Source organism: Klebsiella sp. BIGb0132 (genome assembly GCF_024810075.1).
GTDB lineage: Bacteria > Pseudomonadota > Gammaproteobacteria > Enterobacterales > Enterobacteriaceae > Klebsiella > Klebsiella terrigena.
Window position 1 is genome coordinate 959159 of the sequence record NZ_JANUDW010000001.1, and the last position, 25288, is coordinate 984446.

The following is a 25288-nucleotide window of genomic DNA, read 5'->3' on the forward strand; positions in this document are numbered from 1 at the left end:
CACCATCCGCCTCAGCAAAGGGCAATCTGTCCGGGCGCAGGTCTTGCCTATAGCTGCGATAGGTTCCATCATCTTCTGTACCTTCTACATTGATTTTACAAGGAATAATCATGTTAAAACGTCTGCTTTTCCTGAGTCTTTTACCCTTAAACAGCTATGCAGAAGATCTCCCTGCCCCCGTAAAAGCGATAGAAAAACAGGGTATTACCATCATTAAACCCTTCGAAGCGCCGGGCGGAGTGAAAGGCTGGCTGGGTAAATATCAGGATATGGGCGTCGCTATCTATCTCACCCCCGACGGCAAGCACGCCATCTCCGGCTACATGTATGACGAAAACGGCACCAACCTTAGCGAACAGCTGTTCCAGAAGGAGCTCTATACGCCGGCAGGCCAGAAGATGTGGCAGCAGATGGAGGCCGCCAGCTGGCTGCTTGACGGGAAAAAAGAGGCGCCGATTATTCTCTACGTCTTCGCCGACCCCTTCTGCCCGTACTGCAAGCAGTTCTGGCAGCAGGCCCGGCCCTGGGTAGAGTCGGGGAAAGTGCAGATTCGCACGCTGCTGGTCGGGGTTATCAAACCGGAGAGTACGCCGGTGGCCGCCGCCATTCTCGCCAGCCGCGATCCGGCACAAACCTGGCACGATTACGAAAAATCGGCCGGGAAAATGAAAATTGCGATCCCGGCGAACCTCCCCGAGGAGAAACTACGCACCCTCAACCAGAACCAGCAGCTGATGGACCAGCTGGGGGCGAACGCCACGCCGGCTATTTACTATATGAATAAAGAAAATATGCTGCAGCAGGTTGTCGGCCTGCCGGAAGCGGATAAGCTGCAGGTGATGATGGGCGAAAAATAAAGCGTCCCGTCATATTTCGCATAGCCAGACTATTCGCCAAAAAAGGGTCTGGCTAAATCACTTTTGGTCATATACATTCAGAGTCACCCATAAACCCGGCCTCAAACAATTCAGCCCATCAATTACCGCACAAATTAAATATAATAAACAAATGGAATAAAAATAATAATTCGCACCGGACACAGCAACGGACAGGATGCTAGCCATGGCTAAACTTTACGAACTTAAAAAGTTCGATCTTAACCTACTGGTTATTTTTGAATGTATCTATCAGCATTTAAGTATCAGCCAGGCCGCGGGAACCTTATTTATTACCCCTTCAGCCGTCAGCCAGTCGCTGCAGCGCCTGCGCAATCAGCTCAACGATCCGCTGTTTATCCGCTCCGGTAAAGGGATGAGCCCCACCACCCTGGCGGTGAACCTTCATCGCCATCTCGAGCAAAACCTCAACCAGCTGGAGCAGACGATTAATATCGTCCACGGCGCCGAGCTGAGTAAACGCTTTGTTATTTACAGCCCGCAGTTTTTCCTCTCGCCCTGCTCGGCAACGCTTATCAGCGCGCTCTACGGCGATCCCAACCTGCAGGTGGAGCACCACGACCTTCAGCTCGCCTCGGAGTCGGCGGAGAGCCTGCTCGCCTACCGCAAAGCCGACCTGATTTTTAGCCTCTCGCCGCTTGCCACTCCCACTACCCTGTGTCTGCCGTTTGCGGAAATAGAGATGGTGCTGGTCTGCCGGCAGAATCATCCGCGCATAGCCGACCTCACCTCTGCGAAAGCCATTGCCCGCGAGCGCTTTACCGACTATCTGACCAAAGAAGCCGGAATGCAGGCGGTTGACTACCGGCTTGAAAAACTGTTCCCCGAGCGGAATATCGCCTTCAGCAGCGACTCACACATTGCCATCCTCAATATTATTAGTCAGACTGATTTCATCGGTTTTATTCCCAAAGTCGCGTCAGGCCCACCGCTATTTGACCACCGGCTGAAAGTGCTCCCTGCCCCGGCGGATATTCCCCGGGCGATGATTCATATGATTTATAATCGAGTGCAGATGGCCCACCCGGTTTTAGCTTCGCTGATTGAAAAGGCGGCGTTGACATAATAGCGGCCGCCGTTAATTATCGGCCACATGAATATCTGCCAACCACTTACCAAAAATTAAAATAGCGAAAGCGGTAATAGGCGAGAATTAACGATCGGCCTATCACGCCCGGCGATCGTTAATTCTCTCAGCGACATGACTTCCGCACGCTACAGCTGGCGCAGACGCTCTGCGGCGGCCAGCAGCGTTGCCGGCTGCTTGGCAAAGCACAGCCGAATCAGGCGGTGCGGGAACGGATCGGCGCAGAATACCGACAGCGGGATCGCCGCCACGCCGATTTCCGTCGTCAGCCAGCGGCAAAAGCTGACGTCGTCGAGATCGGAAACCGCGCTGTAGTCTGCCAGCAGGAAGTAGGTGCCCTCGCAGGGTAATATCTCGAGGCGACTGGCGCGCAGGGCCTCGATAAACAGGTCGCGGCGCTGCTGGTAAAACTCGGGCAGCTGGCGATAGTGCTCCGGCTCGTGGCGCAGCATATCGGCGATAGCCAGCTGCGCCGGCGTATTCACCGAGAACGTCAGATACTGATGCACTTTGCGCAGCTCGGCGCTGATTGCCGCCGGGGCGACGCAGTAGCCGACCTTCCAGCCGGTCATATGGAAGGTTTTCCCAAACGAAGAGACCGCCACCGCCCGCTCGCGCAGCTGCGGATGGGCCAGCACGCTGGCGTGTCCCTGCGCCGCAAAGCAGATATGCTCGTAAACCTCATCGCTGACCACGTAAATCTCACGCTCGGCAATCGCCTGCCACAGCGCGGCGAAATCCTCGCGCTGCCAGACCGTCGCCGACGGGTTATGCGGGGTATTGAGGATCACCAGCCGGGTACGCTCGCTCAGCGCAGCGGCAAACTGCGGCCAGTCCACGCGAAAATGCGGCGGCTGCAGGGCAATGCGCTTCAGCACGCCGCCGGAAAGCTCAACCGCCGGGGCATAGCTGTCGTAGCTCGGGTCAAAGCAGATAACCTCATCCCCGGCGCGCACCAGGGCGGTAATGGCCGCATACAGGGCCTCAGTGGCGCCCGCCGTCACGGTCACATCGCTGTCGGCATCCGGTCGGTAGCCGTAAAGCTCGGCGGTTTTATCGGCGATAGCTTCACGCAGCGCCGGCACGCCGGTCATCGGGGCGTACTGGTTGGCCCCCTGGGCGACATGAAAAGCCAGCCGCTCCTGCAGGTAGCGCGGCCCGTCAAAATCCGGGAAGCCCTGTGAAAGATTTATCGCCTGATGCTGCTGCGCCAGCGCGCTCATCTGGCTAAAAATAGTGGTGCCCAGTGAAGGGAGTTTACTCTCAGGAATCAGTGGCTTATTGCTCATTTTGTTATTACCGATTGTAATGCTGTTGTTGAAGCCACTATAACACGATGTTAATATTTGGCAATCGAGACGCTTAGACGTCTATATGCGCCGTTATGCAAAAAGCCACGCTGCGGTTTGCGCAATGCCGTGTATAAATAATGAGGTCTGGCCGGCTACCGTCTGCCGCCACCGTCAATGCGGCGTAACGCCCACTCTGGAGAAACCATGATCCGCGCCATCGTGACCGATATTGAAGGTACCACCAGCGACATTCGCTTCGTACACAACATTCTGTTTCCGTACGCCCGTGAACGGTTAGCAGGCTTCGTGACCGCCCAGCAGTACGCTGAGCCGGTCAAAACGATCCTCGATAACCTGCGTCACGAAATCGCCGCCCCCGCCGCCAGCACCGCCGAGCTTATCGAGACGCTGTTTGCCTTTATGCAGGAGGATCGCAAATCCACCGCGCTGAAGGCGCTGCAGGGGATTATCTGGCGCGATGGCTACCTGAACGGCGACTTTACCGGCCATCTGTACCCCGATGTTCTGCCGGCGCTGGAAAAATGGAAGTCGCAGGGGATTGATTTATATGTATATTCCTCAGGCTCGGTCGCCGCGCAGAAATTGTTATTTGGCTACAGCGATGAAGGTGATATTACTCATCTGTTCAGCGGCTATTTCGATACCCTGGTCGGGGCGAAGCGCGACGCGCAGTCCTACCGCAACATTGCTGAGCAGCTGGGTCATCACCCCGCCGCCATCCTGTTCCTTTCCGATATCCATCAGGAGCTGGATGCCGCCGAGGAGGCCGGTTTTCGCACCCTGCAGCTGGTACGCGGCGATCGCGACCCCGCCAGCCATCATCCGCAGATTCAGCGTTTTGACGACATTCATCCGGAGCAGATACCTGCATGAGCGCATTAACGATTTTTTCTGACCACGACGCCGGGAAGTCCATCTGGCACAGCACCGACGCCGAAGAGATTCAGCAGCAGCTAAACGCCAAAGGCGTCCGCTTTGAACGCTGGCAGGCCGACCGCGACCTGGGCATCGCGCCTGCGCCGGAAACGGTGATTGAAGCCTACCAGCACGCGATTGATAAGCTGGTTGCCGAAAAGGGCTACCAGAGCTGGGACGTCATCAGCCTGCGCGCGGACAACCCGCAGAAAGAGGCGCTGCGCGCGAAGTTCCTCAACGAACATACCCACGGCGAAGACGAGGTGCGTTTCTTCGTCGAGGGCGCCGGGCTGTTTTGCCTGCATATCGGCAATGAGGTGTTCCAGGTGCTGTGCGAGAAGAACGATTTGATCTCCGTCCCCGCCGACACGCCGCACTGGTTTGATATGGGCTCGGAACCGAACTTCACCGCCATCCGCATTTTCGATAATCCGGAAGGCTGGGTGGCGAAGTTTACCGGGGATGATATTGCCGACGCCTACCCGCGGCTGGCGTAGTCATCTTTGTCCAGCCCGGCGGCCCTGCGCCACCGGGCTGGCGTTCAGGACAGCGCGTCCGCGCTGATAAACGCTGGCGGATCGAAAGCGGTAATCGCCGGCAGCGCCTCGCGCCACGGGACAATCTCAACCCAGCAGCTCTGCGCGCTGCAGCCCTGACCCAGCCGCGAGCTGCCGCGATCTTCGGTCAGGACGTTCGGATTACCGTGCTTGTCCAGCGAGCCTTTCTCGTTGGGATCCAGCGGATCGTACCAGGCACCGGTCGCCATCTGCACCACCCCCTGACGGATCCCGTCGCTGAGATGCACCCCGGCCAGAATCGCTCCGCGGGCGTTATGCACTTTCACCACGCTGCCTTCGGTGACGCCCCGCGCCTGCGCATCCTGGGGATGCATCCACAGCGGCTCGCGCCCCTGAATTTTGGTCTCCCGGCTGACGCTACCGTGATCGTACTGGCTGTGCAGACGCGTGCGCGGCTGGCTGGAGAGCAGATGCAGCGGCCAGCGGCTGGCCTCTTCCCGCTGCCAGCTCGCCTCTTCTTCGTCCCACCACGGATGGCCGGGGCACTCGCGGTAGCCGAAGTCGGCGACGGTTTGCGAGAAGAGCTCAATCTTGCCGGACGGCGTGGAGAGCGGCGAGCCCAGCGGGTCGGCGCGAAAGTCGGCCAGAAAGACCTGCGGCTGCTCCGGCGCGCTGTACTCCAGCACCCCCTGCTGCCAGAAATCATCAAACGACGGCAGCTCAATGCCCTCTTCCCGGGCCCGGGGGCGCGACTCATCATAAATATGCCGCAGCCACTCTTCGACGCTTCGCCCTTCGCTGAAGCGCTCATCGCAGCCTAAGCGGGCGGCAAGATCGCAGAAAATCGCGTAGTCGTCGCGGGCTTCGGCCACCGGCGGGATCTGCGCGCTCATGGCAATCATAAATCCGTCGTGCCCGCCGCTGCCGATATCCTCCCGCTCGAGGGAGGTGGTCACAGGCAGCACAATATCGGAAAACTTGGCCTGCGCGGTCCAGTACTGCTCGTGCGCCACCACCGTTTCCGGCCGTCGCCACGCTTCGCAGAGTCGGTTAAGGTCCTGGTGATGGTGAAAGGCGTTGCCTCCCGCCCAGTAGACCAGGCGGATATCGGGGTAGCGCAGATGCTGGCCGTCAAACTCATACTCACCGCCGGGATGCAGCAGCATATCCGCCAGCCGGGCCACCGGGATCGCGCCGTTAACCCTATTTTTCCCCGCCGGCAGACGAGGGCCGGAAAAGGCTTTGCGCGCCGCGCCCGCCAGGTTGGTACAGGCGTAGCCGAAGCCCAACCCGCCGCCCGGGGTGCCTATCTGCCCCAGCAGCGCGGTCAGGGCGACCGTTGCCCAGTAGGCCTGCTCCCCCTGGCGGGCGCGCTGGATGGACCAGGAGATATTAACCATCGTGCGCTGGCTGGCCATCGCGCGCGCCAGGGAGATAATCTGCTGCTCGGAAATCCCCACGATTTCCGCCGCCCAGCGCGGCGTTTTTGCCACTCCGTCGCGCTCTCCCAGCAGATAGGCGCGGTAGGGAGCAAAGCCCACCGTGTGGCTGGCCACAAAGCCGCTGTCGTAAAGGGATTCGGTAATCAGGACGTAGCACAGCGCCAGCAGCAGCGCGGTATCGGTCCCCGGACGCACCGCCAGCCACTGCGCCGAGCTCACGGCGCTCAGATCGTTGCTGACCGGGCTGATATTGACGAAGCGCGTGCCGTTGGCCTGCATCTTCTCCAGCCAGTGCTTCAGCATATGATCGTTGGCGCCGCCGCCGCTCACCTGAGAGTTGCGCAGCGGCAGGCCGCCAATCGCCACGAACAGCTGACACTCCCGCGCCAGCTCGGAGAAGTGCGTGTGCTGGCGATGCAGCGGGCTAAGCGGCCCCAGCACGTGCGGCAAAATACGCTCTCCCGCGGCGCTGCTGTAGGTATTGGTGCTGGCGGTGTAGCCGCCGAAAGACTTGAGGAAGCGGTGCAGCTGGCTCTGGGCATGGTGGAAGCGCCCGGCGCTGGCCCAGCCGTAGGAGCCGCCGTATATGGCTTCGTTCCCGCAGCGCGTCTTCACCGAGGTCAGCTCACGGGCCAGCAGATCGAGCGCGACCTCCCAGCTCACCTCGACAAAGGGCTCTTTGCCGCGACCTTCTCGCGACGCGGGGCCATTTTTGAGATAGCCGGCCCGCACCGCCGGACGACGAATGCGCGTATTGCCGGTGACCGCGTCGGTGAGGGACTGGCCAATGCGCGAGGGATTTTTATCCCAGGCGACCGGCACGACGGCGTCAATGGCGCCATCGCGGGTTTGCACCTGCCAGGTCCCCCAGTGCATCACCGCCAGATTATGTTGTTTATTCATGTTGCCCGTTTTGTTGTCACCCGATCAAGACCGCTATAATAAGTCGGGAGCTGGCTGAAGATAAAATGCCGGCAGCGCTATAATATCCTGCCACTCAGGCCGACAGCCGCCCGCATTACGTGCCCCATGGAATATATTCACCACATCCCACCATAAATATAGCCATAATTAAGCAGCAATTACCGTTTGCAATAAAAGCGAGCTCTTTTTCTTTATACCCACAATATAAAAATGGCTTAATTTAACCATCATGAAATATTTTCAGGTTGCATCCGGCAAAATTAAGTTTTCCTGCACCGCTCCGCCGATATACCATTATTGGTATAACTTAGACATATTTTGTATTTGAGGTTGCGTGGTCGTTATTGTCATGCTACGAATCCGCAAACACCTTCATCACAGGACTATAATAAGAATGTCGCAGAGAAAAAAATTACTGCCCGCCGCCCTGGGTCTGATGACGCTCGTCTCCGTCAGCGCCTCCGCCGCAGAACCCCTGTCGCTACAGGGTAAAACCATCGGCGTCGCCGTTGTCGGTACCCAGCATTTCTGGGATCGTGAAGCCTATAAAGGCGCCACCGAGGAAGTGGAAAAGCTGGGCGGTAAAGTCATCGGCGTTGACGGCGGTCGTGATAATCAGGTACATGCCAATAACCACGATATTTTATTATCACGTAAGGTTGATGCCGTAATTAGTATTCTCGGCGACAGCGCCGTTGAACCTAAATTTAAAGCGCTGCGCGATGCCGGCATCCCGGTATTTACCGTGGACCACGTTTCCAAATACTCCGTCAATAACACGACCTCCGACAACTACACCCTGGGTTCAACCATTGGTCGCTATATGGCCGATGAATTAGGCGGCAAAGGCAACGTTGCAGTATTTAATGCGTTCTCCAGCTCGCTGCGAATTTGCGGCATCCGCTACGACCAGTGGAAATATGTCCTTAAAGATTATCCGGATATTCATATTATTCAGCCGGAGCTGGCCGAACAGTTTGCAAACTCGCCGGAAGATGCGCGTAAGAAAACTCTCGAGCTGCTCAGCCAGTATCCGAAAGGCAAACTGGACGCTATCCACGTCGCCTGCTGGGATCAGCCGGCCATCGGGATCGTGCAGGCGCTGGAAGAGACCGGCCGCGATAAGGACGTGAAGGTCACCGCCATCGATGCCGGCCCGGAAACCCTGGAAATTATGGCCGAGCCCGGCAGCCCGTTCGTCGCTAACGTCGCCCAGCAGCCGCACCTGATTGGCCAGACCTCGGCCGACAACGTCGCGCACTACTTCGCTAAGCAGGCTCTGCCGCTGCAAACCTTTATTCCGGTGGTCCCGGTGAAGGGTCCGCAGGAAGCGAAAGCGGTCTACAAACAGCTGGGATATGGCGAACTGCAGTGATTAATCAACCCTTCGGCGGGGAGCGCCCCGCCGCTGGTCTGGTCATGAGCCAGATCGGCAAAAGCTTTGCCAACGTGACTGCATTAAATGCGGTCACGCTGCTTCTGAATCCCGGTGAAATTCACGGCCTGATCGGCGAAAACGGGGCTGGAAAATCCACCCTGATCAAGATCCTTGCCGGCGTGTACCAGGCCGATAGCGGCAGCGCCACCCTCGACGGCGCGCCGATCCCGTTCGGCAACCCTGCCGCCATCGAAGCGATGGGCATCCGCGTTATCCACCAGGAGCTCAACCTGATCGCCCACTTCACCGTGGCGGAGTCCGTTTTTCTCGGCCAGGAGTATCGCCACCGCTGGGGAGCGCTGGACAGAAAGCGCATGAACGCCGCCACCGAGGCCTTTTTCCGCGACAGCTGGCAGCTGAGCATTAACCCGCGGCGGCTGATTCGCGATCTCAGCCTTGCCGAACGCAAGCTGGTGCAAATCGCCCGGGCGCTGATCGACGGTGCCGCCAAGCTGGTGGTGTTTGACGAGCCTACCGCGCCGCTGGAAGCGCAGGAGGCCAGCCTGGTCTCCTCGGCGATCCTGCGCCTGCGCGAGCAGGGGATCGCCATTCTCTATATTTCCCACTATCTGAACGAAATCGCCGCCCTCTGCGATCGCGGAACCGTGCTGCGCAACGGCGAGGTGGTGGGCTACCCTGACCGCTCGCTGCTGCAGGATACCGATGCGCTGATCAAAATGATGGTCGGCCGGGAAATCGAGCAGCTCTATACCCCGCGCCAGTCCGCGCCGCCTGAAGCCGACGCCGGCACCCCGCTGCTGTCGGTGCGCGCGCTCGGCGACGGCCATCAGCTGCGCGATATTACCTTTGATATTCAGCCCGGCGAAATCGTCGGTATCGCCGGCCTGCTGGGCGCCGGGCGCGACGTGCTGGTTGACCTTCTCTACGGTCTCAAGCGCGTGGACAGCGGCGTCATTAGCATCGACGGTCAGCCGCGTCGCATCCGCACGCCGAAGCAGGCAATTCGCGCCGGTATGGCGCTGGTGCCCCGCGACCGCCGCCATCAGGGGCTGATCCTCCCCTTCTCCACCGCCGACAACATTAACCTGGCCTCCCTGTCGGATACCGCCACCCTCGGCTGGGAGCATCGGGGCCGGGCGCTGGAGAAAGCCCGCAGCTGGATTGAGCAGCTCTCTATTCGCCCCGGCCGCCCGGAGCTGCCGGTGCGCTTGATGAGCGGCGGCAACCAGCAAAAGGCGATTCTGGCCCGCTGGCTGGGCACCGATGCGCGGCTCTTTATTCTCGATGAACCGACTCTCGGGGTCGATATCGGCGCCCGCAGCGATATCTATCAGCGTACCCGCCAGCTGGCGGATCGCGGACGCGCGGTGCTGGTCTCCTCCAGCGATGCGCCGGAGCTGCTGGGATTGTGCGATCGGATCCTCGTGATGTGGCGCGGCGAGCTGGTGGCGAATCTCGCCACCCAGGGGCTGACGCTCGACGCCCTGCTGGCAACGATTAACGGTGGACAGGAACAACAGCTATGAGTACGGGTATCCAGCGCCGCGGCCTGCCGGGCATGACGACGCTTATTGAAAAATTTCCGCTGATCCTCTTCTTCGCCCTGCTGGTCTGGCTCAGCCTCCAGTCGCCCTTCTTTTTAAGCTGGCAGAATATCAGCATGATGCTGGTGCAGAGCGTGCCGCTGGCCATTCTGTGCTTCGGACTGGTTTGCGTGATTGCCGTCGGCGGCGATGACGTGGTCACCGGCGGGATCGACCTCTCGCTGCCCGCCATCGCGGTGCTCGGGGTCGCGCTTCTGAGCCTCGGCATGGTGGAGTGGCAGATCTCCTATCTGTGGCTCCTCCTCCTGCCGCTGGCGGTGTGCCTCGCCTGCGGGGCGATCAACGCCGGGCTGGTGCTGGTCGCCGGGCTGCCGCCGCTGCTGGCAACGCTCTCAACCTCCGTCGCCTTTACCGGCCTGACCGATTTGCTCACCGGCCAGCGGCGCATTGCGGTCAGCGATCCGCTGATGGTGGCTTTTCGCGACCAGACGCTGCTCGGCATTCCCTGGCCGCTGATCTACCTGCTGGCGGTATTCGCCCTGTTCCAGCTGCTGGTGCACCACTCGCGCTTCGGCCAGCATCTGCAGGCGGTCGGCGGCAATCGCGATATGGCGCAAATGAGCGGGCTTAACGTGCGCCGGCTGACGGTTTACGTCTGGCTGCTGGCCGGCATCGCCGCCGGTCTGGCGATCCTGCCGCTCTTAAGCCAGGGCTCGGGCAGCTCCAGCGGCACCGCCACGCCGCTGCTGCTGGAGACCGTGCTGGCAACCTTTATCGGCGCCGCCTTCTCGCGCCGGCGCGTCGTCACCATCTGGGGCGCGCTGCTTGGCGCGGTGCTGGTCAACGCTCTCTCCAACGGCCTCGGGCTGCTGGGGGTCAATATTTTCTGGATGGGCGCCATCAAAGGCACCCTGATCCTTATCGTGCTGGCGGCGTCTGCGGTCAGGCATCAGGGAGGCAATCAATGAGCCAGCTGACGCTCAAATCCTCATCGCCGGGCCAGAGCGCCGGCGGCCCGCTGGCCTATCTGTCGCGGGCGGGCTTCGGCGTTATCACCCTGCTGGCCATCGCCCTGTTCGGCTGGGCCAACCCGGTATTTCTGACCGTTGATAACTGGGCCAACCTGCTGCAGGGCAGCGCGATCCTGCTGATTGTGGCGATGGCGATGACCCTTATCGTCAGCGCCGGGGCCATCGATCTCTCGGTGGGCGTCGCGCTCGACTTTGGCGCCGCCTTTGCGCTGGTAGCCCTGAAAACCTGGCACCTTCCGTGGCAGGCCGCGGTGGGCTACGCCCTGCTCGGCGGAACCATCATCGGTCTGCTGAACGCCTTTCTGATCCTGATTTGCCAGATCCGCCCGTTCCTTGCCACGCTCGGGACCTGGTTTATTGCCAGCAGCGTCGAGCGGATCTACACCGACGGCGGCGGCTCAATCTCCTATCGTCGGATGGCGCCGGAGTACCACGATCTGGCGGTGGGCAATATCGCCGGCATTCCGACGCCGGTGGTTATCGTGCTGGCGCTGTGGCTGGTGGCGTGGCTGATTACCGAACGCACGCTGTTTGGCAAGTACGTTCGCGCCATTGGCCAGAACGGGGAAGCGGCGCGGATCGCCGGGATCCGCGATCGGCTGACCATGCTGTGGGTGCTGGTGGCGGCCTCCGCCATGTGCGCCATCGGCGGCGTGATCCTCTCCGCAAACCTGCGGCAGTTTACGCCGCTGGCCGGCCAGTCCTATCTGATGGATGCGATTGCCGCCGTCTTTATCGGCACCGCCTTTAACCGTCAGGGCCGGGCCAGCATCGCCGGTACCCTCGGCGGGGTGCTGTTCCTCGCGATTATTGATAACGGCCTGAACCTGATGGGTCTTAACTACCTGGTCAAAGACGCGCTGGTGGGCGTTATTCTGGTGGTCGCGCTGGCCCTCTCTTTCTGGCAGGCGCGTCTGCGTCAGCAGCATCGTTAACGGAGTATCTATGGCAGCCTTTGACGCCGTTTTTGTCGGCCTGACGATCCTTGATATCGCCGGCCGTCCGGTTCTCGACATCCCGCCCCGCGGCGGGGTAGCCTTTATCGAACAAATTCGCCTTAACCCCGCGGGCACCGCTGCGGGGGCGAATATCAACGCCGCGAAGCTCGGCGTTCGCACCGCCGCCGTCGCCTGCCTTGGCCACGATGAAAAGGCCGATTTTATTCTCGCCAGCTACGCGCGCCAGGGGATCGACTGCTCGCTGATTCAGCGCACGACGCAAATGGAAACCTCGGCAACCATCCTGCCCATCCGCCCGAACGGCGAGCGGCCCGCGCTGCACTGTCGCGGCGCCTCCGACGCCCTGTTCGTCGACGAAGAGGCGTTTGCCTCGATTCTCGACTGTCGCTTCCTGCATCACGGCGGCACCGGGCTGCTGGCGGCAATGGACCAGGGTCAGAGCGCGCGGCTGCTGGCGGCCGCTAAAGCGCGCGGCGTCACCACCAGCTTCGACCTGATCGCCCCCGATGAGCGAACCCTGGATCTGCTGCGCCCGCTGCTGCCGTCGGTAGACTACTTTATGCCCTCGCTGGAGGAGGCCGCCTATCTCTCGGGACGCAGCGAGCCCGCCGAAATCGCCCGCTTCTTCTTCGACCTTGGCGTCGGGACCTGCATTTTGAAAGACGGCGAGAACGGCTCCTGGCTGCTGACCCGCGATGGCCGCGTCGAACATATCGCCCCGTGGCGCGTTGAGGCACTGGACACCACCGGCTGCGGCGACGGCTACTGCGGCGGCTTTATTGCCGCCCTGGCCCGGGGGCTGAATGAAAAAGAGGCCTGCGAAGTGGCGTCAGCCGTGGCGGCGCTGGTGGCCACCGGCCTGGGATCGGATGCGGGCGTGGTCGACTGGAACCACACCCTGGCGTTTATGGCCGCTAATCGGGCCGAATAGCCTGCGGCCCCGCGCTTAGCGCCACTGATACAGCAGCGGCTCACCGGCCGCATAGCGCTGGAGATCGGCGGCAATCATCGCCGTGTGCTTGCTGATGCTTTCGCGGGTTGCGCCGGCAATATGCGGCGTGATAATCACGTTATCAAACTCGGTGACAAACGGGTGATCGCGCCACAGCGGTTCGCGATGATAGACGTCCAGCGCCGCGCCGCCCAGCGGCCCGTGGCGCAGGGCGTGAATAAGCGCCTCCTCGTCAACCACCGCCGCGCGGGAAGTATTAATCAGCAGCGCGCCGGGCTTCATGCTGTTCAGCAGCGGCGCGTTCACCAGCCCGTCGCTGCCGGCGCCGCTGCTCAGGTGCAGGCTGACGATATCAGCCTCGCGGAACAGCGCTTCGAGGGTGGTTTTCTGCAGCCCCGGCTCGTTAATCTCCTCGGCCGCCACGAACGGGTCCACCACCAGCACCGACATGCCGAAGGCGCGGGCGATACGCGCCACCCGGCGACCAATATTGCCGTAGCCAATTAGCCCCAGCGTCTTATTGCGCAGCTCGCTGCCCTTAAACACCTCGTAAGGGCTCTGCGGGCTCACGTCCCACACCACGTCGCGGCGCAGCCCGGCCTGCGTCACCGCCGCCGCGTTGTCGGCGTGGGTAAATTCGCCGCGCTTCAGCGCCGCGTGCGCCTGCGGGATATGCCGCGCCAGGCTCAGCATCAGCCCAAGCGTCAGCTCCGCCGCGGCGTCGGCGTTGCGGCCAGGCGTATAGAGCACGCGGATGTCGCGCGCCGCGGCGGCTTTAACGTCGATATTCACCGGATTGGCGCGGGTACAGGCAATCACCTTCAGGCGCGGACAGGCGGCAATCACCTCTTCCGTGACGTCGTCGTAGCTGGTCACCAGCACGTCGGCATCGTGGGCCAGGTCGATCAGCTGGCCGGCGCTAAGCTTCGGCTTGCCCAGCGCCCATCCCTCAACCCGCAGCTCGCCCAGCTGCTGGAACGCCGTAAGATCGCCGGAGTGTTCGGCGGTAAAAACAATTTTCATTGGTCTGATTCCTGAGAAATACGTTGAAGCGCCTCCTGCCTGGCCTGCCAGACGGGCAGCATCTGTTCGCGCAGCAGACGATAGACCGGATAGAGCGCGGCGTAGCGGGCGTGCGCCCGCGGATGTGGCTGATAGCGCGTCTGCTCCAGCTGCGGGTAGTGCGCAAGCCCGTCAACGCTGCGGGCTGCCAGAATCGCCGCCCCGCGGGCGCTGAGTTCGTTAAAGGTGCTGGAGACCACCGTTCTGCCGCTACAGTCGGCAATAATCTGTAGCCAGGTCGCGGAGGCCGCGCCGCCGCCGGTCAGGTAGAGCTCTCCGCCCTGCGGATAGCCCTGCAGCGAATCGACGATGGCGTAGGCCAGCCCCTCAAAGACCGCCCGCTGCAGTTCGGCGCGGGTGGTGTGCTGGCTGATGCCAAAGTAGCCGGCCCGCGCGTCCGGGCTATAAAACGGCGCGCGCTCACCGTTCAGATAGGGCTGCCAGAACACGCCCCCGCTGCCCGGCTCGACGTCGGCAATCGCCTGCTCAAGCTGCTGGAGATCCGGGTTCAGGGAGATATGCTGCTGCAGCCAGTCAATATTCGGCGTCCCGGCCTGCATCGGGAAGAGGTTAATAAAGCTCCCCGCTTCGGTATGGGTGACGTAGCGCGTCGCCTCGTTCACCGTCTGGCGACCGTGGCACACGACGCCGGTGCAGCAGGTGGTGCCGAGGATGGTATAGATATCACCGTCGTTCACCGCGCCGCAGCCGAGCGCCGCGCTGCACACGTCGAGCGCGCCGGCGGCCACCGGCGTGCCGGCCGCCAGTCCGGTCAGCGCCGCCACCTCGTCGCGCAGGGTGCCGGCCTGCGCATCCGGCGCCAGCAGCGGCGGGAACAGGTGCTGCAGATCGGCAAGCCCCATTTCATTCAGCACCACCGCCGAGAGCTCCCCGCTCTGCTGATTGAGCAGCGAAGTGCTGGCATCGGTGATATCCAGCGCCGCGACGCCGGTCAGGCGAAAGCGGATCCAGTCTTTGGCAAAAAACAGATAGCGCGCCGCCGCCAGCCGCTCCGGCTGATAGTGCCGCAGCCAGCATAGCTGCATGCTGGTATTGCACGGCTGCAGGTGGGTGCCGGTCTCGGCAAAGAAGCGGCGATCGAAGTCCGGACGGCGCAGCAGAACGCTCATCAGCTCCCGACTGCGGGTATCGCTCCACAGGATCCCCGGTCCGACCGGCTCGCCTTCGGCATCGCTTAGCCACACCCCTTCGCCCTGTCCGGCAAGGCCAATGGCCCTTAAGCGCCCGCCCTGCAGCTCCGGGCATTGCGCAATCTGGCGCAAAATAGCGATCACCGACTGCCACAGCTGCGCCATATCCTGCTCAGCGTAGCCGTTAGCCGACAGACGCGGCCCGGTATTCTCCGCCGCGCTGGCCCGCGCCTGAAAATGTTCGTCAAACAGCACCGCCTTAACTCGCGAGGTGCCGATATCGATACCCAGATAAAAATCCATGCCTGACCCGATCGCCCGTTGAATATTAGTCGCGCTCGTAGCGGCGACGCATCAGCTCGCACTCGAACAGGAATTCCAGACCTTCCAGCTGACGACGCGCCTCGTTGATATCTTTCCCCCAGCAGGTCAGGCCGTGGCCGCGCAGCAGGAAGCCGTAGCGCAGCGGATGGGTCTGCGCATAATCTTCGATGCGCGCCGCCAGGGCGTCGATATCCTGGTCGTTATCAAAAATCGCCACCGGGACGGTGTCGAGATGGCTGTGCTGGCCGGTCAGCGTTTTCTGCATTTCGTAGCCCTGCAGCGCCAGCGTCCCGCTCTTCTCGATGCGCGACAGCACCGTCGCGTTGACGGTATGGACGTGCAGCACGACGTTAGCCTCAGGGAACAGACGATAGACCAGGGTATGCAGCCCGGTTTCCGCCGAAGGCTTGCGCCCGGAAGGCGCGGTATTGCTGGCAATATCCACCTGCAGAAAATCTTCGCTGGTCAGGCTGCCCTTATCGCGTCCCGACTCGCTGAGCCAGCACCAGGTCTCATCCTGGCGCACGGACATATTGCCGCCGGTCGCCGGCGCCCAGCCCTTCGCACCGATCCAATGACAGGTGGTGACCAGTTGCGCGAGTCTTTCTTGCCACATAGCAGTTCCTTAGTTTAGCGATGGTATTTGGAGAACCTTACGCTCGGGGGATGCTGCGGCAGGCAGCGGCGTCGCTGCGCTGAGGCACAACGGCCAGCAGGATAACCCGAGACAAGGTTCTTTAGCCATCTAAATGGCTATTTACCCGATACTAACACCGCCTGCCCGGCTGAACAATATTTCAGGAAAGGCTTACATTAAGAATGGTTATATCAGAAAAGAATATGAAATTGCCGTTTTTAACAGTGATACAACTGAGCGTTTTCATAACGCCAATATTACCCGCTGCGGGCCGCTAAAAAGACGGGGGATCGTTCTGCACGCGGCAGGGGTAAATTTCGGCAGCGACGCTGGCGACCGCCCGCGACGAGCAGCGCCGAACGCTCTGCCCCACGCTGGTGCAAAACTTTGCACCCTGCACACCCTTCTGGCAAAACCGCGCCGTTTAACGGCTTTTTATGTGCACACTGCCCACTTCGCTATGTTCCTGCTGCCCCGCTTTTTTTGGCACACCTCTTGCTACCCCTCTGGCATCGCTATTCGGATGACCACACAGAGGTTCCACTATGTCAAACAGCAACGATTTCCCGCTCGTCGAAGCGCCGACCTCAGGGCGCAAGGGCCTGTTTTCAATCTCCATGGTTCTGTTCAGCTTTACCTTTTTTACCGGCACCATGTTCGCGGGCGGGAAGCTCGGCGTCTCATTTTCCATCGTTAACCTGCTGTGGATTGCGGTTATCGGTAACTTTCTGCTGGCCCTCTACGCGGCGTCGCTCGGCTGGATTGCCGCCCGCAGCGGGCTGAACACCGTACTGATGGGGCGTTTTTGCTTCGGCGAGATCGGCAGCAGGCTCGCCGATTTTATTCTCGGCTTCGCCGAGCTGGGCTGGTACGCCTGGGGTACCGCTACGGTGGCGATTTCGCTGGTCAAAATCCTCGCCCTGCCGGAGGCCCTGACCGTTCCGCTGATGGTGCTGTTCGGTATCCTGTTCTGCGTCACCGCGCTGGTGGGCTATAAGGGGCTGGATGCGCTCTCGCGGGTTTCGGTTCCGCTGATGTTTATCCTGCTGGTGGTCTCCATGTACCTTGCCGCCCACCACGCCGGCGGCTGGCAGGCGATGACCAAAATCGAACCGGGCGAAACCATGACCTGGTCAGCGGCCATCACCATGGTGTTTGGCACCTTCGCCAGCGGCGCAACCCAGGCGACGAACTGGACGCGGCTGGCTAACTCCAGCCGCACCGCCATCGTCGCCAGCATGGGCAGCTTCCTTATCGGCAACGGGCTGATGATTGTCGCCGGGGCCTGGTGCGCCATCGTTTATCAGCAGGCCGATATCGTCGAAGTGCTGATTTTGCAGGGGCTCTCCGTCGCCGCGGTGGTCATGCTGTGCCTCAATCTGCTGACCATTCAGGGGCCGACCATCTATAACGTTTCTGCCGCCGCCTGCCATCTGCTGCGCAGCGAACGCCGGCGGACCCTGACCGTTGTCGCCGCCGGCGTCGGCATTCTGCTGGCCATTGGCGGGATGTACGAAATGCTGATCCCGTTCCTGGTTCTGCTGGGCAGCATCATCCCGCCCATCGGCGGCGTGATCCTCGCCGACTACTGGTTCTACCGCGGCGGACGCTATCCTCTGCTGCAAACCGCGCGCCTGCCGCGTTTTAACTGGCTGGGGCTCGGCGCTTATGCCGTCGGCGCGCTGGTGGCTTACCTGTCGCCGTGGATTGCGCCGCTGGTGGGCATCTCCGTCTCCGCGCTGGTCTATATCGTCCTGACCCGCCTGAGCAAACGCCAGCCGGCGGCCGATCCGGCGGCGGAGCAGTAGCCATGAGCCTGACGGTCAGCGAAATTCTCGCGCTTGATGGACTCTCGGCGATGCGGCTGCGCGCGGGGCAGCAGGGGCTCCAGCTGGCGGTGCGCTGGTACTACGTCGCGGAAAATGAAAATATCGCCGAGTGGATCATGGGCGGAGAGCTGGTGTTTATCACCGGGATCAACCACCCCCGCAGCGAGGAGAACCTGATCCACCTGCTGATGGAGGGCAAGCAGCACGGGATCGCCGGCATGGTGATCCTCACCGGCGACGCCTATATCCAGGCGATCCCGCCGCGACTGATTGCCCTCGCCGACGAGCTGGGCATTCCGCTGATCGAACAGCCCTATCTGCTGAAAATGGTGATCGTCACCGAGCGTATCGGCACCGCGCTGGTGCGCAGCGAAAACGCGCTGCAGTCGCAGCGCGATATTCTGCTGCAGCTGTTAACCGGCGACTATCCCGACCTGCAGATCCTGCATCAGCGCGCGCTCCACCAGCAGCTGGACTTTACCCGCCCGCTGCGGGTGGCGGCGCTGCGCCTTGAGGGCATTCAGCGCCTGTTTCGCCAGTTTCCGCCGGAGCAGGCCGAAGCCTGGCTACAGCAGGCCCGCCGCACCCTGCGCCAGCGGCTGCAGCAGCAGCTCAACCAGCAGGGCAACCCCTTTCCGCTGGTTGAGCGCAGCAATATGTTTCTCTTCCTGCTCCCGGATGAGGAAGGCGAATTTTATCAGCAGAAAAAGTGGCTGCAGCAGTGGCTGCTTGAGCTTGCGGAGGGCGACGACGGGCTGTCGCTGCTGTGCGGCCTCTCCGCACCGGTGCAGGAGCTGCAGGGCTACCCGCGGGCGCTGTCGCAGGCGCGCCAGGCGCTGGATCTCAGCGATACCCTGCGCCCGACTCAGCGCATCAGCGACTATCAGCAGCTGGGCTTTATCAAGCTGCTCTCCGCCGTCGGCGACCCCACGCTGCTGAGCGATTTTATGCACGACACCCTCGGCTGCCTGATTGAACCCGATCGCAAAAGCCCGTGGCTGCTGATGGAGACCCTGGAAACGCTGCTCCAGGAGAACGGCAACGTGATGAGGGCCGCCGAGCGTCTGGGCATTCACCGCAACACCCTCCATCAGCGCATTCAGCGTATTGAAAAGCTGACCCGCTATCCGGTCAGCCATCCGCAGTTTCATCTCAACGCCTCGGTCGCCCTGGCTATCTGGCGTATGTCGCAAAACCATTTACGGGAACAACCATGAAAATTATCAACGCGCGCCTGCGCCACAAAGAAGCGCTCTATTCCCTTGAGCTCCGGGACGGCGTGATTAAGAGCATCGCTCCCCAAACCGCCACTCTGGCGGCTGACGCCGGCGATATCGACGCGCAGCAAAAGCTGGTTATTCCGCCGTTCGTCGAGCCGCATATCCATCTTGACGCTACCCTGACGGCGGGCGAGCCGGAGTGGAATATGAGCGGCACCCTGTTTGAGGGCATCACCCGCTGGAGCCAGCGTAAAGCGAGCGTCACCGTGGAAGATACGCGCCAGCGCGCGCTGAAAACCATCGGCATGCTGCGCGACAACGGCGTGCAGCACGTGCGCACCCACATCGACGTCACCGATCCTTCCCTGACGGCGCTGGAGGCGATGCTGGCGGTGAAAAAAGAGGCCTCCCATCTTATCGACCTGCAAATCGTCGCCTTTCCGCAGGAGGGGATCGAGTCGTTCCCCGGCGGACGCGAGCTGATGACCCGCGCCATCGAGATGGGCGCCGACGTGGTGGGCGGCATTCCGCACTACGAGAACACCCGCGACAAGGGCGTCAGCTCGCTGGTGTTTCTGATGGATCTGGCCCAGCGCCACGGCTGCCTGGTGGACGTGCACTGCGATGAGATCGATGACCCGCAGTCGCGCTTTCTGGAAGTGCTGGCGGAAGAGGCCCGGGTACGCGGCATGGGCGCGCAGGTCACCGCCAGCCACACCTGTGCGATGGGCTCCTACGATAATGCCTACTGCTCGAAGCTGTTCCGCCTGCTCAAGGCCTCGGGCATCAACTTTATCTCCTGCCCCACCGAAAGCATCCACCTGCAGGGGCGCTTCGACGGCTGGCCAAAACGCCGCGGCGTGACGCGAGTGGCGGAGCTGGACCGCGCCGGGATTAACGTCTGCTTTGCCCAGGACTCCATTCAGGACCCGTGGTACCCGCTGGGCAACGGCAACATCATGCGCATCCTCGATGCCGGGCTGCACATCTGCCACATGCTGGGGTACGAAGATTTACAGCGCTGTCTCGATTTGATTACCGATAACAGCGCCCGGGCCCTGTGCCTCGGCGATAACTACGGCCTCGCCGAAGGCCGCCCGGCGAACCTGCTGATCCTCGATGCGGAAAATGACTATGACGCCGTGCGGCGTCAGGCCAAAGTGCTGACCTCCATCCGCCACGGCAAAATTATCCTGCAGCGCCAGCCGGAGCAGATCCGCTATCCGGCATAAGCCGCGGGTGACGCGGCGCCCATAGCGCGTCACTCCCCTGCTCGCGCAGGGATTTCTGTGGTACCTTCTTACTACTTTTGCGCGCCGACGATGGGTTCCGGAGTCGGCGCGGGCTCCCTGAGAACAACCCGTACCCGGACACTATGAGCGAAAAAAAATGGATTAAGGCTGAGGACGTGGCCAGGCTTGCCGGCGTCTCCCGCTCCGCCGTCTCCCGAACCTTTACTCCCGGAGCGTCGGTGGCGGACAAAACGCGGCAGAAAGTTCTCGCCGCGGCGGAGGAGCTGGGCTACCAGGTCAATATTATCGCCCGCACGATGATCACCGGCAGCAGCAACTTTATCGGCATCGTCACCGCCGGTTTTGATAACCCTTTTCGCAGCAAGCTGCTCGCCCCGCTGGTGCATCAGCTGGCGCTCAACGGCTTTATGCCCCTGCTGATGAACGCCGACGATCCGCAGCAGCTGGCCCCTTCGCTTAAACAGCTCCTGAGCTATCACGTAGCCGGAGTGATCATCACCTCCGGCGCGCCGCCGCTGTCGCTGGCGGAGGAGTACCTGGAACGTAAAATCCCCGTCACCTTGATTAACCGCCATGCCGAACTCGCCGGCTGTGACCGGGTGTCCAGCGATAACGCGCAGGGGGCGAAGCTGGTCGCGGATCTGTTTAGCCACCGCCGCTGGCAGCAGGTCGGCTTTCTCGGCGAGGACGGCGAAAACTTCAGCACCCGCCAGCGCTACGAGGCGTTTATCGCCCACGCCGGGGGAATGCAGGTCAGCGCGCACTTCTGCGCCAGCGCCGGCTATCAGGCCGGCTTTGATGCCGCCAGGCGGCTGCTGCTGGATAATCACGGCCTGCAGGCGCTGTTTTGCGCCACCGATATGCTGGCCCTTGGGGCGCTGGACGGCCTGCGCGCCGCCAAATCGAGCGCCCCGCTTCCGGCCGTTATTGGCTTCGATGATATCCCCCAGGCCGCCTGGCAACCCTATCAACTCTCGACAATTCAGCAGAATACGGAGCTGCTGGCGCATCACGCCGTCGAGATGCTGGTGACCCGCATCGCCAGGTTCGATCTTCCCTCTCGCCACCGGGAAGTGCCGGTGAAATTAATTATTCGCGAAAGCGCAAAATGAAAAATTCATTTTATGCCAAAGCGATCACAGAATAATCCGCCGTTCCCCGCCACACTCACTTTGCCTTTCGGGGCTCTTTTTTTATCACTGATTGCACACGTGTGCAAAACGGAGGAAACATGACATCACTGGACTCAGACCCGCTGCACGCCCGCTATCTCTTCGCCTGTGAACTGGCAAAAGCCGGCGCCGAGCTGGCCTTTCGCTTCTATCAGCAGCGCGGCAGCCTCGCGGTCGATCACAAGGGCCACGACCTGCAGGACGTGGTGAGCATCGCCGATAAGCAGGTCGAAGAGTTTGTTAAGCAGCAAATTGTGAACGCGTTCCCGCAGGACGGCTTTCTCGGCGAAGAGAGCGGCGCGCAGCTGACGGAAGCGCCCATTCTGTGGGTAGTCGACCCGATTGACGGCACCAGCTGCTTTCTTAACGGCCTGCACACCTGGTGCCTGTCGCTGGCTATCGTGGCCGACGGCGAACCGGTAATCGGAGTGGTTTACGACCCCAACCATCAGGAAATATTTCATGCCCTGAAGGGGCACGGCGCGTGGCTCAACGAGACGCCGATCGCCCCCCATCCGGCCGGAACGGTCAAAGAGGGCGTGATGGGCGTGGGAACATCCCACCGCGTCACGCCGGCGGACTTCCTGCCGTTCCTCGACGCGCTGCTCAGCGATGGCGGCATGTTTGTGCGCAACGGGTCCGGCGCCCTGATGAGCGCCTGGGCGGCGGCCGGACGCTTAATCGGCTATTACGAACCGCACATGAACCCGTGGGATGCCCTGCCCGGGCTGGTGCTGATGCGCGAGGCGGGGGGGCAGACGAATGATTATCTCGCCAACGACGGCATCATCAACGGCAGCCCGCTGCTGCTGGCCGGCAAAACGCTCTACCCGCAGTTAAAAAACATGCTTCGGCAACCGTTACACTAACCCGCTAAGGGTCAGGCTTTATCTGATTATGTACCCTACATAGCAACGATAATTCAGTTCAAGGACGAAGCACATTAATCAGTCGGGCCTCCGACCTTCGGAGATAACACCATGTCTGGATTTTTTGCTTTTTTTCGCGCGACGCCGCCCAAAGCCGTCGCTCCGTTCAGCGAGCAGCGCTTTCGCTTTGTGCGCTGGCAAACGTTTCTGGCGATGACGGTCGCCTACGTGACGTTTTACGTCTGCCGCCTGTCGTTTACCGTTGCTAAAAGCGCGCTCGTTGAGCTCGGTATTACGCCCACCGAGCTCGGGATGATCGGCTCGGCGCTCTTTTTCAGCTACGCCATCGGCAAGCTGGTTAACGGGTTTATTGCCGATCATGCCAACGTGGTGCGCTATATGAGCCTCGGCCTGCTGCTGAGCGCCGGGATGAATCTGCTGATGGGGATGACCACCAACGCCCTGCTGCTGGCGATCTTCTGGGGGATCAACGGCTGGGCGCAATCCATGGGCGTCGGCCCCTGCGCCGTCTCGCTGGCGCGCTGGTACGGCTGTAAAGAGCGCGGGACGTTCTACGCCATCTGGTCAACGGCGCATAATATTGGCGAAGCCATGACCTATATGGTGATCGCGGCGGTCATTGCCGGCTTTGGCTGGCAGATGGGCTACCTGTCAACGGCGGCCCTCGGCGCCGCAGGCGTCGTGCTTATGCTGCTGTTTATGCGCGACTCGCCGCAAAGCTGCGGTTTTCCACCAATCAACATCATTCGCGATGAGCCGCAGCAGGAGGAAGCGGGCGGTTCGGTGTTTAAAAACCAGCTGTTCGCCATGCGCAACCCGGCGCTATGGACGCTGGCGCTGGCCTCGGCGTTTATGTATATCGATCGCTACGCGGTGAACTCGTGGGGGATCTTCTTCCTGCAGCAGGATAAGGCCTATTCGACCATTGAGGCCTCCGGGATCATTGGCGTCAACGCTATCGCCGGCATTGCCGGGACCATTATCGCCGGGATGCTCTCCGACCGTTTCTTCCCCCGAAACCGCAGCGTGATGGCCGGCTTTATCAGCCTGCTGAACACCGCCGGATTCGCCCTGATGCTGTGGTCACCCCACGGCTACGTCACGGATATTCTGGCGATGATTATTTTTGGCGCGACCATCGGAGCCTTAACCTGCTTCCTCGGCGGGCTGATTGCCGTCGATATCTCGTCGCGCAAAGCGGCCGGCGCCGCCCTCGGAACCATCGGCATCGCCAGCTACGCCGGCGCCGGTCTGGGCGAGTTTCTGACCGGGATCATCATTGATAAAACGGCGGTCATCGAAAACGGCACTACGCTGTATAATTTCAGCACGCTATCGCAGTTCTGGGTGGCGACCGGCCTGGCCTCCGCCCTGTTCTGCTTTGTGACCGCCGCCATCGTAGCCCGTCGCCACGCCGCGGAACAGCAGATATCGCTGCCATCATAACCCAATAATCTATAAGGAATATTCTATGATGACGACACGCCATCAGGTATTGCTGCGCCTGTTTATCACCTGCGCCGTCGCGTTCGGCGCGGGGCAAACCAGTGCCGCCGAACGCTACCAGCTGGAAAAAGTGGTTGAGCTCAGTCGCCACGGGATCCGCCCGCCGACGGCGGGCAACCGCGAAGCCATCGAGGCCGCCACCCAACGCCCGTGGACGCAGTGGACAACCCGCGACGGGGAATTAACCGGCCACGGCTACGCGGCGGTCGTGAACAAAGGGCGGGCCGAGGGCGCGCACTACCGCGCGCTCGGGCTGCTGAGCGCCGGCTGCCCGACCCCGGGCGACATCTACGTCCGCGCCAGCCCGCTGCAGCGCACGCGAGCCACCGCTGAGGCCCTGGTTGACGGCGCGTTTCCGGGATGCGGGACGCGCATTCACTACGTCGCCGGCGACGCTGACCCGCTATTCCAGACCGATCAATTCGCGGCAACCCGGACCGATCCCTCCCGGCAGCTGGCGGAGGTGCAAAAAAAAGCCGGTGACCTGGCGCTGCGCCGCCGGGCCCTGGAGCCCACCATCCAGCTGTTGAAAAATGCCGTCTGCATCGCCGGCAAGCCCTGTCCGGTCTTTGACCAGCCCTGGCAGGTTAAGCAGGGGAAAAGCGGTAAAGTCTCAATTGAAGGCCTTAGCGTGATGGCTAATATGGTCGAAACGCTGCGCCTCGGCTGGAGCGAAAACCTGCCGCTCAGCCAGCTGGCGTGGGGAAACATTACCCGCTCCGCGCAGATTAGCGCCCTGCTACCGCTGCTGACGGCAAACTACGATCTGAGCAACGACGTTTTCTATACGGCGCAAAAGCGCGGTTCAATCCTGCTGAATGCGATGCTGCAAGGCGTCGAGGAGGGCGCTAAGCCGGACGTTCGCTGGCTGCTGCTGGTGGCTCACGATACCAATATTGCGATGGTGCGCACGCTGATGGCGTTTAGCTGGCAGCTGCCGGGCTACAGTCGGGGGAATATCCCGCCGGGCAGCAGCCTGGTGCTTGAACGCTGGCGCGATGCGAGTAACGGCGAACGCTATCTCCGGGTCTATTTCCAGGCGCAAAGTCTCGACGACCTGCGCCACCTGCAGACGCCGGATCGCCAGCATCCGCTGCTGCGCCAGGAGTGGAGCCAGCCGGGATGCCGGCTCACGCAAGTGGGTACGCTATGTCCCTACCGGCAGGCGCTTACGGCCTTAGGCAAAAACGTTGACCGGCAGTCGGTCAGCGCGGTAAACCTCGAGCTACCCTAAGCCAACCGCGAAGCGATGGGGCATCGCTTC

Annotated in this window: 21 protein-coding genes; 16 read left to right on the forward strand and 5 right to left on the reverse strand. The window is 61.5% G+C overall.

The window, feature by feature from the left end:
• The first annotated feature begins 110 nt into the window (after window positions 1–110).
• Window positions 111–857, forward strand: coding sequence for a thiol:disulfide interchange protein DsbG (gene dsbG / locus M2416_RS04470; RefSeq protein ID WP_259222331.1), 747 nt, complete (start codon window positions 111–113; stop codon window positions 855–857).
• A gap of 205 nt (window positions 858–1062) precedes the next feature.
• The gene (gene citR / locus M2416_RS04475; protein WP_041144560.1) at window positions 1063–1962 is read left to right on the forward strand and encodes a DNA-binding transcriptional repressor CitR; all 900 of its coding nucleotides are present in this window, start codon (window positions 1063–1065) and stop codon (window positions 1960–1962) included.
• Between the two features lie 149 nt (window positions 1963–2111).
• Here citR and M2416_RS04480 read toward each other — a convergent pair whose 3' ends face one another.
• Entirely contained in the window at window positions 2112–3257 is a 1146-nt protein-coding gene (locus M2416_RS04480) for a pyridoxal phosphate-dependent aminotransferase (protein WP_175636950.1), read from the reverse strand.
• A gap of 222 nt (window positions 3258–3479) precedes the next feature.
• Here M2416_RS04480 and mtnC point away from each other — a divergent pair, with 222 nt between their 5' ends.
• The gene (mtnC, locus tag M2416_RS04485; protein WP_041144558.1) at window positions 3480–4169 is read left to right on the forward strand and encodes an acireductone synthase; all 690 of its coding nucleotides are present in this window, start codon (window positions 3480–3482) and stop codon (window positions 4167–4169) included.
• A complete protein-coding gene (locus M2416_RS04490) occupies window positions 4166–4708 on the forward strand; it encodes a 1,2-dihydroxy-3-keto-5-methylthiopentene dioxygenase (protein WP_259222333.1) in 543 nt (180 codons plus the stop codon). The genes mtnC and M2416_RS04490 overlap by 4 nt, the downstream gene beginning before the upstream one ends.
• 44 nt (window positions 4709–4752) lie before the next feature.
• On the opposite strand, the gene M2416_RS04495 is transcribed toward M2416_RS04490, so the two are convergent.
• Window positions 4753–7074 (reverse strand): molybdopterin-dependent oxidoreductase, encoded by a 2322-nt coding sequence (locus tag M2416_RS04495; protein WP_259222335.1) that lies wholly within the window; start codon window positions 7072–7074, stop codon window positions 4753–4755.
• 415 nt (window positions 7075–7489) lie between these two features.
• Between M2416_RS04495 and M2416_RS04500 the strand changes: the two genes are divergently transcribed.
• The 5 genes from M2416_RS04500 to M2416_RS04520 are packed head-to-tail and all read left to right on the forward strand — an operon-like array spanning window position 7490 to window position 12959.
• On the forward strand, window positions 7490–8470 hold the full coding sequence (locus M2416_RS04500; RefSeq protein ID WP_076944913.1) for a sugar ABC transporter substrate-binding protein: 981 nt from the start codon (window positions 7490–7492) through the stop codon (window positions 8468–8470).
• Between the two features lie 44 nt (window positions 8471–8514).
• Window positions 8515–10020, forward strand: a complete 1506-nt coding sequence (locus M2416_RS04505) for a sugar ABC transporter ATP-binding protein (RefSeq protein ID WP_175636949.1) — start codon at window positions 8515–8517, stop codon at window positions 10018–10020.
• Window positions 10017–11006 carry an ABC transporter permease gene (locus M2416_RS04510; protein WP_041144553.1) on the forward strand — a complete coding sequence of 330 codons (990 nt, stop codon included), beginning with the start codon at window positions 10017–10019 and terminating at the stop codon, window positions 11004–11006. Before M2416_RS04505 ends, M2416_RS04510 begins: the two co-directional genes overlap by 4 nt.
• Window positions 11003–12004: an ABC transporter permease gene (locus M2416_RS04515; RefSeq protein WP_259222338.1), complete on the forward strand. Its 1002-nt coding sequence runs from the start codon at window positions 11003–11005 to the stop codon at window positions 12002–12004. Before M2416_RS04510 ends, M2416_RS04515 begins: the two co-directional genes overlap by 4 nt.
• Before the next feature lie 10 nt (window positions 12005–12014).
• Entirely contained in the window at window positions 12015–12959 is a 945-nt protein-coding gene (locus tag M2416_RS04520; RefSeq protein ID WP_259222340.1) for a carbohydrate kinase family protein, read from the forward strand.
• A 15-nt stretch (window positions 12960–12974) separates the two neighbouring features.
• On the opposite strand, the gene M2416_RS04525 is transcribed toward M2416_RS04520, so the two are convergent.
• The 3 genes from M2416_RS04525 to M2416_RS04535 are packed head-to-tail and all read right to left on the reverse strand — an operon-like array spanning window position 12975 to window position 16133.
• Window positions 12975–14003, reverse strand: a complete 1029-nt coding sequence (locus M2416_RS04525; protein WP_259222341.1) for a 2-hydroxyacid dehydrogenase — start codon at window positions 14001–14003, stop codon at window positions 12975–12977.
• Window positions 14000–15496, reverse strand: coding sequence for an FGGY-family carbohydrate kinase (locus M2416_RS04530; protein ID WP_259222343.1), 1497 nt, complete (start codon window positions 15494–15496; stop codon window positions 14000–14002). The genes M2416_RS04525 and M2416_RS04530 overlap by 4 nt, the downstream gene beginning before the upstream one ends.
• 25 nt (window positions 15497–15521) lie before the next feature.
• Window positions 15522–16133: a methylthioribulose 1-phosphate dehydratase gene (locus M2416_RS04535; RefSeq protein WP_041144548.1), complete on the reverse strand. Its 612-nt coding sequence runs from the start codon at window positions 16131–16133 to the stop codon at window positions 15522–15524.
• A 566-nt stretch (window positions 16134–16699) separates the two neighbouring features.
• Here M2416_RS04535 and codB point away from each other — a divergent pair.
• From codB to M2416_RS04570, 7 genes are all read left to right on the forward strand, one after another.
• Window positions 16700–17962 carry a cytosine permease gene (gene codB / locus M2416_RS04540; RefSeq protein ID WP_115193339.1) on the forward strand — a complete coding sequence of 421 codons (1263 nt, stop codon included), beginning with the start codon at window positions 16700–16702 and terminating at the stop codon, window positions 17960–17962.
• A gap of 2 nt (window positions 17963–17964) precedes the next feature.
• Window positions 17965–19200: a PucR family transcriptional regulator gene (locus M2416_RS04545; RefSeq protein WP_259222346.1), complete on the forward strand. Its 1236-nt coding sequence runs from the start codon at window positions 17965–17967 to the stop codon at window positions 19198–19200.
• A complete protein-coding gene (codA, locus tag M2416_RS04550; RefSeq protein WP_259222347.1) occupies window positions 19197–20435 on the forward strand; it encodes a cytosine deaminase in 1239 nt (412 codons plus the stop codon). The genes M2416_RS04545 and codA overlap by 4 nt, the downstream gene beginning before the upstream one ends.
• Before the next feature lie 143 nt (window positions 20436–20578).
• Window positions 20579–21568, forward strand: coding sequence for a LacI family DNA-binding transcriptional regulator (locus tag M2416_RS04555; RefSeq protein ID WP_259222348.1), 990 nt, complete (start codon window positions 20579–20581; stop codon window positions 21566–21568).
• A 119-nt stretch (window positions 21569–21687) separates the two neighbouring features.
• On the forward strand, window positions 21688–22497 hold the full coding sequence (locus M2416_RS04560; protein ID WP_259222350.1) for an inositol monophosphatase family protein: 810 nt from the start codon (window positions 21688–21690) through the stop codon (window positions 22495–22497).
• Window positions 22498–22608: 111 nt separating this feature from the next.
• Window positions 22609–23964 (forward strand): MFS transporter, encoded by a 1356-nt coding sequence (locus M2416_RS04565; RefSeq protein WP_041144543.1) that lies wholly within the window; start codon window positions 22609–22611, stop codon window positions 23962–23964.
• Between the two features lie 25 nt (window positions 23965–23989).
• Window positions 23990–25258 (forward strand): histidine-type phosphatase, encoded by a 1269-nt coding sequence (locus M2416_RS04570; RefSeq protein ID WP_259222352.1) that lies wholly within the window; start codon window positions 23990–23992, stop codon window positions 25256–25258.
• Window positions 25259–25288 lie beyond the last annotated feature (30 nt).

Excerpts from the sequence above, each read along its gene's own strand:
- dsbG (WP_259222331.1), top strand. The coding sequence starts at position 111 with ATGTTAAAACGTCTGCTTTTCCTGAGTCTTTTACCCTTAAACAGCTAT.
- citR (WP_041144560.1), top strand. The coding sequence starts at position 1,063 with ATGGCTAAACTTTACGAACTTAAAAAGTTCGATCTTAACCTACTGGTT.
- mtnC (WP_041144558.1), top strand. The coding sequence starts at position 3,480 with ATGATCCGCGCCATCGTGACCGATATTGAAGGTACCACCAGCGACATT.
- M2416_RS04490 (WP_259222333.1), top strand. The coding sequence starts at position 4,166 with ATGAGCGCATTAACGATTTTTTCTGACCACGACGCCGGGAAGTCCATC.
- M2416_RS04495 (WP_259222335.1), bottom strand. The coding sequence starts at position 7,074 with ATGAATAAACAACATAATCTGGCGGTGATGCACTGGGGGACCTGGCAG.
- M2416_RS04500 (WP_076944913.1), top strand. The coding sequence starts at position 7,490 with ATGTCGCAGAGAAAAAAATTACTGCCCGCCGCCCTGGGTCTGATGACG.
- M2416_RS04505 (WP_175636949.1), top strand. The coding sequence starts at position 8,515 with ATGAGCCAGATCGGCAAAAGCTTTGCCAACGTGACTGCATTAAATGCG.
- M2416_RS04510 (WP_041144553.1), top strand. The coding sequence starts at position 10,017 with ATGAGTACGGGTATCCAGCGCCGCGGCCTGCCGGGCATGACGACGCTT.
- M2416_RS04515 (WP_259222338.1), top strand. The coding sequence starts at position 11,003 with ATGAGCCAGCTGACGCTCAAATCCTCATCGCCGGGCCAGAGCGCCGGC.
- M2416_RS04520 (WP_259222340.1), top strand. The coding sequence starts at position 12,015 with ATGGCAGCCTTTGACGCCGTTTTTGTCGGCCTGACGATCCTTGATATC.
- M2416_RS04525 (WP_259222341.1), bottom strand. The coding sequence starts at position 14,003 with ATGAAAATTGTTTTTACCGCCGAACACTCCGGCGATCTTACGGCGTTC.
- M2416_RS04530 (WP_259222343.1), bottom strand. The coding sequence starts at position 15,496 with ATGGATTTTTATCTGGGTATCGATATCGGCACCTCGCGAGTTAAGGCG.
- M2416_RS04535 (WP_041144548.1), bottom strand. The coding sequence starts at position 16,133 with ATGTGGCAAGAAAGACTCGCGCAACTGGTCACCACCTGTCATTGGATC.
- codB (WP_115193339.1), top strand. The coding sequence starts at position 16,700 with ATGTCAAACAGCAACGATTTCCCGCTCGTCGAAGCGCCGACCTCAGGG.
- M2416_RS04545 (WP_259222346.1), top strand. The coding sequence starts at position 17,965 with ATGAGCCTGACGGTCAGCGAAATTCTCGCGCTTGATGGACTCTCGGCG.
- codA (WP_259222347.1), top strand. The coding sequence starts at position 19,197 with ATGAAAATTATCAACGCGCGCCTGCGCCACAAAGAAGCGCTCTATTCC.
- M2416_RS04555 (WP_259222348.1), top strand. The coding sequence starts at position 20,579 with ATGAGCGAAAAAAAATGGATTAAGGCTGAGGACGTGGCCAGGCTTGCC.
- M2416_RS04560 (WP_259222350.1), top strand. The coding sequence starts at position 21,688 with ATGACATCACTGGACTCAGACCCGCTGCACGCCCGCTATCTCTTCGCC.
- M2416_RS04565 (WP_041144543.1), top strand. The coding sequence starts at position 22,609 with ATGTCTGGATTTTTTGCTTTTTTTCGCGCGACGCCGCCCAAAGCCGTC.
- M2416_RS04570 (WP_259222352.1), top strand. The coding sequence starts at position 23,990 with ATGATGACGACACGCCATCAGGTATTGCTGCGCCTGTTTATCACCTGC.